The organism is Prochlorococcus marinus XMU1406, assembly GCF_017696055.1.
In the GTDB taxonomy this organism is placed as follows: Bacteria; Cyanobacteriota; Cyanobacteriia; order PCC-6307; family Cyanobiaceae; genus Prochlorococcus_A; species Prochlorococcus_A marinus_W.
The window spans coordinates 755,900-768,478 of record NZ_JAAORG010000001.1; the positions used below are offsets into that span (position 1 = coordinate 755,900).

Below are 12,579 nucleotides of genomic sequence, written 5' to 3' on the forward strand. Positions count from 1 at the left end.
AATGATTCAGTATTTATCTATGGGTAACGAACAAACTCATCCATTACATGAAACCGACAAAAACATTATAGATTCCCTTATCACTAAAAAAATGCCAGAAGATCTTGACTATATAAACCTAGCTAGATTGATAAATCGTTATACCAATTTCCCTGGAGAAATTGAAATTAAAAACGATATTGAAAAAATTTTAAATTTTTGGAAAATAACTAAAAATGAACTTTTTTCAAAAACAAAAAATATTTGGTCAAAAAGCTTCAGGCCTTCTAATACAACTAAAGATTTAGTTGGCTCAGGTTTTGATACCTCAAATTGAATTTTATCTGGTTAATTTTTTTCAATAAATAAATGTTTTCTAATCTCTCAAACGCTGAAATTCTAAATAATTTGTTAGAGGGTAGGAACCTTGACGATTTAACTTCTAGATCTTTAATGCAAAGATGGCTTAATGATGAAATTTCAGATGTTGAAACAGGAGCTTTTTTGAGTGCTTTGAGAGCTAAGAGCTCTACAGGTGTCGAACTAAGTTCTATGGCTGAGGAACTTTTAAATGTTTGCGAATTGCCAGTAGAAAGACCAAATTTGTATCTGGTAGATACTTGTGGAACAGGAGGAGATGGAGCTAATACATTTAATATTTCAACAGCAGTAGCATTTGTAGCGGCATCTTGTGGGGTAAAAATTGCAAAACACGGAAATAAAAGTGCTAGTGGTAAAGTTGGCTCTGCTGATGTTTTGATGAATCTTGGGTTGAATTTAAATTGTTCATTAGAAAAAGTAATCACAGCTGTAAGTGAAATTGGAATAACTTTTTTGTTTGCACCTGTTTGGCATAAATCTTTAATAAAACTTGCCCCATTAAGAAAGACCCTTGGAATAAGGACAGTATTTAATCTACTTGGACCATTAGTAAATCCTTTAAGACCCAATGCGCAAGTTTTAGGTGTTGCTTCTGAGGATCTTTTAAAACCTATGGGCAGCGCTCTTTTAAAAATGGGTATGAATAGAGCAATAGTCGTTCATGGTTCTGGTGGCCTTGATGAAGCTTCGCTTCAAGGAGAAAATAAATTAGTATTTGTTGAAAATGGTGAATTACGTTTTTCAGAAATAAATATTTCAGATTTTAACCATGAAAATATTGCTAACGAAAAGCTTGCGGTTTCTGATCTTGAATCTAACGAGGAAATATTAAAGTCTGTTCTAAATGGTTCTGGACAAAAATCTCATATCGATGTTGTTGCTTTGAACGCTGCCTTAGTGCTTTGGGTAGCAGGAATTGAGGATGATTTAATAGAAGGATTTCATAAGGCTTTATTTTCGATTAATCAAGGAGATCCTTGGAAAAAGTTTTTACTATTAAAAAATTATTTGTCCGCGAATTAATTAATTTTAAATTGATGATTAATCCATTTAAGAAAAATGCAAAATTAGTTTTAAGCAATGGAATTGTATTCCCTGGATTTTATTTTGGTGCTTCAGGTACGGCTATTGGTGAAATAGTCTTTAATACGGGCATGACTGGATATCAAGAAGTTATTACTGATCCAAGTTATTACGGACAGATATTAACATTCACTTATCCTGAGATTGGAAATACTGGTATTAATTTTGAAGATTCAGAATCTAATATTCATGTTAAAGGTATAATTGTCAGAAATTTTTCATCTAATAATGGCAATTGGAGATCAAAAAAGAATTTTAATCAATGGTTAGTAGAAAAAAACATCATAGGTCTTCATGGAATTGATACAAGGGCGCTCGTTAAAATTTTAAGATCTAGTGGCTCTATGAATGGAGTTATTACCTCTAAAGATAAATCTGTAGAAAGTTGTTTAAAGATAATTCATGATACACCAAAAATGGAGGGGTTAAATTTATCAAAAGTAGTTTCAACAAAGCAATATTATTTATGGCAAGATCATACACAAACAAATTTTGATGTAAGAAAAAGATATGCTGAATCCTCTAAAAAATTAAAAATAGTAGCTATTGATTTTGGAATTAAAAATTCAATTCTAAATAGACTTGTATCCCATGGTTGTGAAGTTTTGGTTTTGCCATCTCGATCTTCTCTAAAAGATGTTCTCTCTCACAAGCCAGATGGTATTTTTTTCTCAAATGGTCCTGGCGATCCTGCTGCTGTTTCTGAAGGTATAGACTTAGCAAGATCGCTTATTGAATATGGTGAGATTCCTATGTTTGGAATTTGCCTTGGCCACCAAATATTTGGATTAGCATTAGGAGGTTCAACTTATAAACTCCCTTTTGGACATCGTGGTTTAAATCACCCTTGTGGTGAAAATAATAAAATTGAGATAACTAGTCAGAATCATGGTTTTGCTATTGATCCTAATTCAATCTCAAAAGACTTAGTTAGAATAACCCATTACAACCTTAATGATAATACTGTGGCTGGCCTAGAAGTTAATAATAAACCAATATTTAGTGTGCAATATCATCCTGAAGCAGGACCTGGGCCACATGATTCGGATTATTTATTTAAAAAATTTGTTTCTCTAATGTTAGAAAGATGTTGACATATTGTTTTCTTTTGATTTGATAATTACATTTGATACATAAATTTTTTGGAGGTATTAAATCATAGAAGATTTTCAGAAGTTAACCGTTTCTTTAAGAGGAAACCTTGAGTTTAAAACAAATATTATTGTTTTTACTTTTAAAGGCCAACTTGATGCTTTCTCAGAAAAACAATTTAAGACTTTTGTTACTAATAACTTAAAAAATGAGCATCCATTCGTTATAGACCTTACAAAAATAGATTTTTTAGATTCCTCGGGTCTTGGAGCTCTTGTTCAGACAGCTAAAGAATGCAAAAAGTCGAAACTTGGCTTCTCTGTCGTTGGTAATTCGAGAGTGGCCCAAACAATTAAACTTGTTCGATTAGGGGATTTCCTTAACTTGAAGTCAAACCTTGAAGATGCATTAAATTATTTAAAAAATTGAATTATTGGATTCAAAATTTGGTTCCATATGGATCTCCCGAGGATATAGGTGTTATTCAACTTGCTTGGCTTGGAGATTCGGTATGGGAGCTTCACCAGAGACTTAGACATGTTCATTTCCCTTTAAAATCTAAAGATCTACATTTATCTGTAGTAAACGAAGTAAAAGCAAAATCTCAATCAAAATCACTTAGTCAAATTGAGCATTTATTAAATTCAAATGAAATAGATCTAATTAGGCGTGCTAGAAATAAAACAAAGAGATATCCAAAGTCTGCAGACCCTACTATTTACTCCAGAGCAACTGGTTTTGAAACTCTCATTGGTTGGTTATTTTTAAAAGATCCTCAAAGATTATCAAAACTATTTGAATATTTAGAATAAAAAATTAATTGAATCTATGAAAAACTCCTCTAAAAAAAAATTTCCCGGAAAAAATAATAAAGATTACAAAAAAAATTCAGTTCTTGGTTATTCTTCAAAAAAAACAAATCGTTCGGAAAAAAATGAAAGATTTTCGAAAAATTCTGCTAATAACAATAATGTTGAAAATTTAAATAAAACTAACAATACTTTTTCCTCTTTAAAAAGGACAAAGCCAATATTTAAATCTAATACAGAATTTTCTAAAAAAAATTCTGACAATCATCAAGAGTTTACTAGTAAGAGAAATTTTGATGATTGGATATGGGGTAAACATTCAGTTTATGAGGCTCTTAATAGTGAAAGAGCGATTAATAGGATTTGGTGTACTTCGGAAATCTTTTCATCAGACAAGTTTTATATTTTGCTGAAGGACCTTAAATCGAAAGGAGTCCTAATTGAAGAAGTTTCTTGGAATAGGCTTTCGCAAATGACTAATGGTGCTTCACATCAAGGTGTCGCATTGCAGTTAGCATGCGCTAAAACAATATCCCTAGAGCAATTAATCGATTTTTCTAAACACAACTGTGCAAATCCCATAATACTTGCATTAGACGGTATAACTGATCCACATAATGTTGGTGCGATTATAAGATCTGCTGAAGCATTTGACTGCAAGGGAATCATCATTCCCCAGAGAAGATCTGCTGGATTAACGGGAACAGTCGCTAAGGTAGCTGCAGGAGCTTTAGAACACTTGCAAGTAAGTAGAGTTGTTAACTTAAATAGAGCTCTTGAGGAGCTTAAGAAATATGGTTTTCTTGTTGTTGGCTTATCTGGCGATGGTCAATTATCTATTTCCAATTTTCAAGAAAAAGCACCCTTGGTAGTTATTGTTGGCTCTGAAGATAAAGGCATTTCTTTGCTTACTCAAAAAAAATGCGATTTTCTTTTAAACATTCCTCTTAAAGGTAAGACTTCTAGCTTAAATGCCTCTGTGGCGGCAGCAATTTCACTATTTCACTTGACAAGTAAATAATTATAATTGTTAATAATCATTGTTATTTAAGCCCTCTAAAATGTTGTTATTTCAATATATTTATATGATTAATAAAAATTTATTGAATTTTCACTACAAAATTGTATAGAATTTAACAAGAATTGTATGGTCTAAATGACCAATAAAATTTGATAAGAAAATTTGGCAACAAACTCGGATTAGCTTGGTGGGCTAAAATTGAGACAGATCAACCTCGTGGAACTTACTGGTTCGGCCCATTTATTACTAAACGTAGTTTAAAAGAAAATATTACATCTTTTATTAAAGATCTATCTGATGAAGGGTCTAAAAATATTAAACATAGTTTGGTTCGTTGCAAAAAAGAAGAACCACTAACTGTTTGATAGCTTTAATTTTAAGTAATGAATTTTAATTCTTTAAGAAAAGAAATTATTAGAAATAATGCTTCTGTTAAGGAATTAGTTAATGATATTTTTAACAAAATCGATCATAAAGATCCTGAAATTAACTCATATATTTGTACTACAAAAGATAATGCTATCGCGCAAGCAGAAAACATCGATAAATTAATTCAAAATAAAGAAAAACTTCCTCCTCTTGCTGGGATGCCAATAGCAATAAAGGATAATATTTGCACTAAAGGAGTTGCAACAACTTGTGCAAGTCAAATGCTCAAAAGCTTTGTTGCACCTTATGAATCCACAGCTTCAAGTAAATTATGGTCTTCAGGGGGAATTTGTTTAGGAAAAACAAATTTAGATGAATTTGCAATGGGTAGTTCAACAGAAACCTCTGTATTTGGAGTCACCTCAAATCCTTGGGATATTAATAGAGTTCCTGGAGGTAGTTCAGGCGGTAGTGCTGCTTCAGTTGCCGCTGGATTTTGTGCGGCGGCTATAGGCTCTGATACAGGAGGATCAATAAGGCAACCAGCTTCTTTTTGTGGTGTCGTAGGTCTTAAACCCACTTATGGCAGAGTTAGTAGATGGGGACTGGTAGCCTTTGCTAGCTCTCTTGATCAAATTGGTCCAATTACAAATACTGTCTCAGATGCGGCCGAAATTCTTTATTTAATATCTGGTAAAGATCCCTTTGATTCAACATGTCTTGATAAGCCAGTGCCAAATTACTTGGCTGATTTAAATAAATCTATAAAGGGTTTAAAAATAGGAATCATTAGAGAATGTTTTGAGCACCCAGGTCTTAATCCAGAAGTTAAGGAATCTGTTCTCTCTGGAGTAGATAGATTCAAAACTTTAGGAGCTGAAATTATCGAAGTTGAATGTCCTAGATTTAATGATGGAATTGCTACATATTATGTTATTGCACCATCTGAAGCTTCTGCAAATTTAGCTAGATATGATGGAGTTAAATATGGTTATAGATCTAATGATGGTTCAAATCTCATAGATATGACTTCAAAAAGTAGAGCTGAAGGTTTTGGAGATGAAGTACAAAGAAGAATTTTGATAGGAACTTATGCTTTGTCAGCTGGATACAGCGATGCCTATTACAAGAAGGCACAAAAAGTTAGGACACTTATAAGAAAAGATTTTGATAATGCTTTTAAGCAAGTTGATGTTTTGTTGACTCCAACTTGCCCAACTACTGCTTTTTTGAAGGGTGATTTTGTCAATGATCCACTTTCAATGTATTTGTCTGATCTATTAACTGTTCCTGTTAACTTAGCAGGCCTCCCAGCAATCAGTATCCCTTGTGGTTTTGATAAAAAAGGATTACCTATAGGATTGCAACTAATAGGTAATGTATTAGAAGAGGATAGAATATTGAATGTCGCAAATATTTTCGAAATTGATGCTCAGGTAATTAAGAAAAGACCTCTATTCTAAATTTGTATTAATAATTAATTTGTAATCACAAACTATAGATCTTTTAGAAATTTTCTCTATCTTATAAATATAAATTATTTGAATATGGGTTTCGTTCCGCTTCATAATCATAGTGACTACAGCTTACTTGATGGAGCCAGTCAAATTTCAAAAATTGTAGATAGAGCTTCTGATCTTGGAATGGAATCTATAGCTCTTACTGATCATGGAGTTATGTATGGTGTTCTTGATTTGGTCAAGAAGTGTAAAGAGAAAGGGATTAAACCAATTATTGGTAATGAAATGTACGTTATTAATGGTTCAATTGATGATCCTCAACCTAAAAAAGAAAAAAGATATCATTTGGTTGTTTTAGCAAAAAATTATACTGGATATAGGAATTTAGTTAAGTTAACAACAATTAGTCACCTAAATGGGATGAGAGGTCGAGGTATTTTTTCTAGACCATGTATTGATAAATCTCTTTTAAGTAAATATAGTGATGGTCTTATAGTTTCTACAGCTTGTCTTGGCGGAGAGATACCTCAGGCTATTTTAAAAGGTAGATTAGAAGTAGCAGAGGATATAGCTCTTTGGTATAAAAAATTATTTGGAGATGATTTTTATCTAGAAATACAAGATCACGGCTCTATGGAGGATAGAATTGTTAACGTTGAATTGATAAAAATTGGGAAGAAGCATCAAATAAAAGTCATTGCTACCAACGATGCGCATTACTTATCAAATATGGATGTTGAAGCACATGATGCTTTGCTTTGTGTTTTAACAGGAAAACTAATAAGTGATGAAAAAAGATTGAGATATACCGGTACAGAATATATTAAAAGTGAAAAAGAAATGCTTGAACTTTTTAAAGATCATATTGAAGATGAATCAATTATTGAGGCAGTTAACAATACATTAGAAATTTCTCAAAAAGTTGAAGTATTTGATTTGTTTGGTAATTATAGAATGCCAAAATTCCCTCTTAATGAAGATACAGATTCATTTTCTTTCCTTACACAATTATCTAACGAAGGTCTTTTGAAAAGACTTAAAAAAAATGATCTTACAGAAGTTGATGAGAAATATAAAAAAAGACTAACTTCCGAATTAAAAATTATAAAAGATATGGGATTTCCAGATTATTTTTTGGTTGTTTGGGACTACATCAAATTTGCTAGAGATAACTCTATCCCAGTAGGACCAGGTAGAGGTTCTGCGGCAGGATCACTGGTAGCTTATGCTCTTCAAATCACAAATATTGATCCTGTTGAACATGGATTGTTGTTTGAGAGATTTTTAAATCCAGCAAGAAAGTCTATGCCAGATATTGATACTGACTTTTGTATTGATAGGAGAAATGAAGTTATTGATTATGTTACTAATCGTTATGGAGAGGATAAAGTTGCGCAAATAATTACTTTCAATAAAATGACTTCTAAGGCTGTTTTAAAAGATGTTGCAAGGGTTTTAGATATCCCATATGGAGAGGCTGATAAATTGGCTAAGTTAATACCGGTTGTAAGAGGCAAACCTTATAAACTAAATGAAATGATTGATAAGAATTCTCCCAGCCAAGAGTTTAGAGACAAATATATTAATGATAATAGAGTGAAAAAATGGGTTGATTTAGCTTTGAGAATTGAAGGAACTAATAAAACATATGGAGTTCATGCTGCTGGCGTTGTTATCGCATCAGATCCTCTTGACGAACTTGTACCTCTTCAAAGGAATAATGAAGGACAAATAATAACCCAATATTCTATGGATGATATTGAATCACTTGGATTATTGAAAATGGATTTCTTGGGTCTTAAAAATCTTACTATGATTGAAAAGACAGTTTCTCTTATTAATCAATCTACTGGTAAGAAAATAATTATTGATGAGTTACCTCAAAATGATGGTAAAACCTTTGATCTTATTGGGAGAGGAGATCTTGAAGGTATTTTTCAGCTTGAATCTTCTGGAATGAAACAGGTCGTTAAGGATTTCAAACCTAACTCCCTAGAGGATTTATCATCCATACTTGCCCTTTATAGACCTGGTCCTCTTGATGCTGGCCTCATTCCTAAATTCATAAATCGAAAAAATGGGAACGAAAAGGTTGATTTCCCTCATCCTTTTATTAAGTCTATTCTCACTGAAACCTATGGAATTATGGTTTACCAAGAACAAATTATGAAAATTGCTCAAGACTTAGCAGGTTATTCTTTAGGTGATGCTGATTTACTTCGAAGAGCAATGGGGAAAAAGAAAGTATCTGAGATGGTAAAACATAGGAATATTTTTGTAGACGGATCCATGAAGAAAGGTGTAAATGAAAAATTAGCAAATGATCTTTTTGATCAAATGGTTTTATTCGCTGAATATTGTTTTAACAAAAGTCATTCAACTGCTTATGGTGCTGTAACTTATCAAACTGCATTTTTAAAAGCCCATTTTCCTGTCGCTTATATGGCAGCCCTTCTAAGCGTAAATTCTGGCTCTAGCGACAAGATGCAAAGATATATTTCTAATTGTTATTCCATGGGAATAGAAGTTATTTCACCAAGCATTAATTATTCTGGTGTTGATTTCACCATTAAGAATAATCAGATTTTATTTGGGTTATCTGCAATTAAGAATTTAGGAGATTCTGCAATAAGAAATATAATTGAAAACCGAAATAGTTTTGGAATCTTTAAGTCATTATCGGATTTGTGCAATCGTTTGCCCTCTAATGTTCTTAACAAAAGAAGTCTAGAATCTCTCATTCATTGTGGAGCACTAGATGAGTTTTCAAATGATAATAATAGAGCACAATTATTGTCAGATCTTGAACATGTTATTGAATGGGCCTCTTCAAGAAATCGTGATAGGTTATCCGGGCAAGGAAATCTATTTGATTCTAAAGAAGAATTTTCTAATGTTGCTTTTTCAGATTCACAATTAGCTAAGGTTGATGATTATTCACTTATTGAAAAGTTAAAGTTAGAAAAACAACTATTAGGCTTTTATTTATCTGATCATCCTCTAAAGCATTTAACTAAGCCAGCAAAACTTATATCTCCTATAAGCATTTTGCAGTTAGAAGAAACAAAAGATAGAACCAAAGTCTCTTTAGTTGGAATGATCCCTGATTTGAAGCAAATTACAACGAGAAAAGGAGATCGGATGGCTATAGTTCAGCTAGAAGATCTTTCTGGAAGTTGCGAAGCAATTGTTTTTCCAAAAACCTATGTCAGGTTATCAGAATTTCTTTTGACTGATACTAGATTATTGGTGTGGGGAACAATAGATAAAAAAAGTGATAAGACTCAATTAATAATTGATGATTGTAGAGAAATAGATAATTTAAAATTGCTTATTATTAATCTTGATAGTTCTCAAGCATCAGATGTAAGAGTACAAAATACTTTAAGAGACTGTTTGATTAAATTTAAACCAGATAAAGGAAGTTGTGGAATCAAGATTCCAGTTTTAGCTGCAGTAAAAAATAAAAATAGTGTTACCTACGTAAAATTTGGTGAACAATTCTGTATTGGAGATATTCAAGGAGCATGCAAATTATTAGAAGATAAATCATTCCAAATTAATTTGAAATCTTTAGTTTCCTAGATTAACTTTTATCCTCGAAATTTTGAGTTGCAGGTTTGAAGGCTTCTTTTGCTCGTTGTATATTCATTGGAATATTTTCAATACCGAAAAAAGATCCAGGCTCCTTATCCCAACTAGCTGATAATATTCCAAAACTTAATCCTGCGAGACCCAATAAGAAAAACAACGCTGAAATTGCAATTGTTGAAGAAGGAGGTATTTCAGCAATATTTCTTGTAACGATAATGTAACTAACAACAAAAACAGACATTCCTAATATTGTCGGTATTCCAGCTGTAAAAAATATTCTTCTTGCCATTCTATCGGCAACATATTTAGGTATGCCACTTGAGGATCGCTTTGGGATAGTTACATTATTAGATGTTTTTTCTAGATTTGCGAAAGCAGTTGTCTCAGAATAAATTTTCTTATTTTTATTTTGTGTCTTTTTTTTTGTTTGCTTTTTTTTCATTAATTGAGATCATCCTCTGATTCCAATTTTTTTTACTAGTTCTTGATATTTCTGAACGTTTTTGTCTTTTATGTAAGATAGTAATCTTTTCCTTTTACCAATCATTTTTAACAATCCTTGCCTTGAAGCGAAATCATGAATGTTTCCTTGGAGGTGGTCACTTAATTTCGATATTCTTTTAGAAAGCATTGCTACTTGAATTTCTACTGAACCTGTATCAGTTGGATGTACTTGATGAGTTTCAATCAGCTTCTGTTTTTCAGCTGTATCTAATGACATAAAATTTATTTTCTTCTATTCTATGATACTACGTCATCTAGCTAAATTACTACTACCCTTATCTAGATAATTCATAGCTAATTTCAATAGATTTTCAAATGATAAATTATTTTCTTTTTTAGCAGGGAGATCTACTTCTTTAATGATAATTGGCAAAATAGTATTTATTTCTTTATTTTTGTAATTTAATGATTGAAGGGTTAACTGAAGGTCCTCCATCATTTTATTAATTTCAGGATCCTTAATCTCTAATTGATCATTGCTTTTTTCTTCTTCAAATAGAATTTTACTTTTAAATTTACTTTTTAATTCTAAAAATAATCGATCACTCATTTTTTGTCCTATACCAGGTACGGAACAAATTAATTTTTTGTTTTGAGTTTTTATTGCATTGATTACTTCTTTAATAGAAAATTTATTTAATATCCCCATACTAATTTGAGAACCAATACCTCGAATATTTAAAATTTCGATAAAGAAATTCTTTTGTTCCTTTGACGTAAAGCCAAATAATAAATCTGAATCTTCTTTCTTAATATGTTTTATCCAAAGTGTTATGTTTTCATTAGATACCTGATTTGTTTTTAATTTGAGAAAGAAGGATTCTAGTATTTGTATTTCGTATCCTAATCCTTGACAATTTATTAAAATAAAAAATTTTTGATTAGTTTGCCATAATTCAACCAACTCTCCACTTATCCAACTAATCAATTAACCACCATCCACCTGACATCCAATTAGAGCTCCTGCTGTCCCGCCAGCAGGTACAGCCCAAAATCTGTCTTTTCCTCTAGAGGAGGACAGAGCTATACCAGCACCAAGAATTCCACCAATAACAGATCCTTCACTACAGTCATTATCATCAATTTTTTCAGCTTTGCTTTGACCTCCGCAAGGTATTACAACATCTACTTCATAACTTTTTACGTAGCCTGGGTTTGATTTTGTTCCAGGAATGTACTCCTCCCTATATTCAGTTCTTGTACAGGTTACTGACTTTGGGGTTGTTGCATTAACTTTAATAATAGGAGAAAAACAAAGTAATAAAACTAAATAGAAAAATTTCAATTTTTTATATTCCAATAATTATATTCTATGTCCTTTTGATTATTTTGCTAGTGGAAATAATAGTTCCTAATAAAACTAGTGAGGCGCCTAATAAAAAATTTATGTTTATTATTTCACGAAAAAACAAAATCCCCCAAAGTGACCCGAATAAAACTTGCAAATAGTTAATTGTTGAAGCTTCAGAGGCAGGTAAATTTTTTAATCCTATAGTTAAAAAAGTCTGACCTAATTGAGTAAATAAGCCAATGCCAATTATCCAAACTAATTCATTCCAATTAGGGGTAACCCAGTTAATTAAAACAATTGGAGATAAAGTTATAAATGAAACAAGTGGAAAATATTCAATAATTACATAAACATCTTCAGTATATGAAAGTTTTTTTACTGTAACGTAAGCTAATGCAGTGCAAATTGCACCGAGAAATGCTATTGAAATCGAAACATTTTGAATCTCAACGTTTATATTTGATAATTGACTTGGGTTTAATATTACTAATATTCCAATCCAGCCAATAATTAAAGCAAAAACTATATTCCGAGTTATTTTTTCGTTTATAAATATTCCAGCAAATATAGATATAAAAATAGGATATGTGTACTGAATGACAGTAGATATACTTAGAGGCATATTTCTTATCGCATAAAAAATACAAATTAAAGCTAAAGTTCCTAAAACACCTCTTAAGATAAGTAATTGTTTATTCTTGCCCCAAGGATTTATATTTTTTAGTTTAATTATGAATAATGTAATCATTAAACTTAATAATGATCTAAATAAAACTAATTCATAAATAGGTATCCTTTTATCAATATTTTTTACGCACAAAGTCATCAAACTAAAGAAGAATGAGGCTAATATCAAATTAAATTTATTAAATGAATTAAATTTTTTTTCTAATTCTGTGATATTTATCATTTAAAAAATACTTTTATTGTGAAATTAAGTAGATTCTTATTCGATTTTGACTTATAACAAATAAATCATTATATATTTTTTGATAA

14 protein-coding genes are annotated in these 12,579 nt (G+C 31.3%); 9 read left to right on the forward strand and 5 right to left on the reverse strand.

Translation table 11 applies throughout. The annotated features are described in order from the left end of the window. Positions 1 to 19: 19 nt before the first annotated feature. The 9 genes from HA149_RS04380 (at position 20) to HA149_RS04420 (ending at position 9,779) form a co-directional block, all read left to right on the forward strand. Positions 20 to 316, forward strand: coding sequence for a DUF3288 family protein (locus HA149_RS04380; RefSeq protein WP_209113939.1), 297 nt, complete (start codon positions 20 to 22; stop codon positions 314 to 316). A 32-nt stretch (positions 317 to 348) separates the two neighbouring features. After that, on the forward strand, positions 349 to 1,383 hold the full coding sequence (gene trpD / locus HA149_RS04385; RefSeq protein WP_209113373.1) for an anthranilate phosphoribosyltransferase: 1,035 nt from the start codon (positions 349 to 351) through the stop codon (positions 1,381 to 1,383). A gap of 14 nt (positions 1,384 to 1,397) precedes the next feature. Then, positions 1,398 to 2,537: a glutamine-hydrolyzing carbamoyl-phosphate synthase small subunit gene (gene carA / locus HA149_RS04390; protein WP_209113375.1), complete on the forward strand. Its 1,140-nt coding sequence runs from the start codon at positions 1,398 to 1,400 to the stop codon at positions 2,535 to 2,537. A 64-nt stretch (positions 2,538 to 2,601) separates the two neighbouring features. After that, positions 2,602 to 2,964, forward strand: coding sequence for an STAS domain-containing protein (locus tag HA149_RS04395; protein ID WP_348535640.1), 363 nt, complete (start codon positions 2,602 to 2,604; stop codon positions 2,962 to 2,964). Beyond that, complete coding sequence (locus tag HA149_RS04400; RefSeq protein WP_209113378.1) at positions 2,961 to 3,347, forward strand: Mini-ribonuclease 3; 387 nt, start codon at positions 2,961 to 2,963, stop codon at positions 3,345 to 3,347. Before HA149_RS04395 ends, HA149_RS04400 begins: the two co-directional genes overlap by 4 nt. A 16-nt stretch (positions 3,348 to 3,363) precedes the next feature. Next, positions 3,364 to 4,365, forward strand: coding sequence for a 23S rRNA (guanosine(2251)-2'-O)-methyltransferase RlmB (rlmB, locus tag HA149_RS04405; RefSeq protein ID WP_209113380.1), 1,002 nt, complete (start codon positions 3,364 to 3,366; stop codon positions 4,363 to 4,365). 149 nt (positions 4,366 to 4,514) lie between these two features. Continuing rightward, the gene (locus tag HA149_RS04410; RefSeq protein ID WP_209113382.1) at positions 4,515 to 4,730 is read left to right on the forward strand and encodes a DUF1816 domain-containing protein; all 216 of its coding nucleotides are present in this window, start codon (positions 4,515 to 4,517) and stop codon (positions 4,728 to 4,730) included. Between the two features lie 18 nt (positions 4,731 to 4,748). Further along, positions 4,749 to 6,197, forward strand: a complete 1,449-nt coding sequence (gene gatA, locus HA149_RS04415) for an Asp-tRNA(Asn)/Glu-tRNA(Gln) amidotransferase subunit GatA (RefSeq protein WP_209113384.1) — start codon at positions 4,749 to 4,751, stop codon at positions 6,195 to 6,197. 84 nt (positions 6,198 to 6,281) lie between these two features. Then, positions 6,282 to 9,779 carry a DNA polymerase III subunit alpha gene (locus HA149_RS04420; RefSeq protein WP_209113386.1) on the forward strand — a complete coding sequence of 1,166 codons (3,498 nt, stop codon included), beginning with the start codon at positions 6,282 to 6,284 and terminating at the stop codon, positions 9,777 to 9,779. 1 nt (position 9,780) lies between these two features. On the opposite strand, the gene HA149_RS04425 is transcribed toward HA149_RS04420, so the two are convergent. The 5 genes from HA149_RS04425 to HA149_RS04445 are packed head-to-tail and all read right to left on the reverse strand — an operon-like array spanning position 9,781 to position 12,493. After that, positions 9,781 to 10,230, reverse strand: coding sequence for a PAM68 family protein (locus HA149_RS04425; protein ID WP_209113388.1), 450 nt, complete (start codon positions 10,228 to 10,230; stop codon positions 9,781 to 9,783). Positions 10,231 to 10,239: 9 nt separating this feature from the next. Then, a complete protein-coding gene (rpsO, locus tag HA149_RS04430) occupies positions 10,240 to 10,509 on the reverse strand; it encodes a 30S ribosomal protein S15 (protein WP_209113390.1) in 270 nt (89 codons plus the stop codon). A gap of 33 nt (positions 10,510 to 10,542) precedes the next feature. Beyond that, the gene (gene ruvA, locus HA149_RS04435) at positions 10,543 to 11,220 is read right to left on the reverse strand and encodes a Holliday junction branch migration protein RuvA (RefSeq protein WP_209113392.1); all 678 of its coding nucleotides are present in this window, start codon (positions 11,218 to 11,220) and stop codon (positions 10,543 to 10,545) included. Beyond that, positions 11,221 to 11,577: a glycine zipper 2TM domain-containing protein gene (locus HA149_RS04440; protein ID WP_209113394.1), complete on the reverse strand. Its 357-nt coding sequence runs from the start codon at positions 11,575 to 11,577 to the stop codon at positions 11,221 to 11,223. A gap of 25 nt (positions 11,578 to 11,602) precedes the next feature. After that, a complete protein-coding gene (locus HA149_RS04445; RefSeq protein ID WP_209113396.1) occupies positions 11,603 to 12,493 on the reverse strand; it encodes a DMT family transporter in 891 nt (296 codons plus the stop codon). Between the last annotated feature and the right edge of the window lie 86 nt (positions 12,494 to 12,579).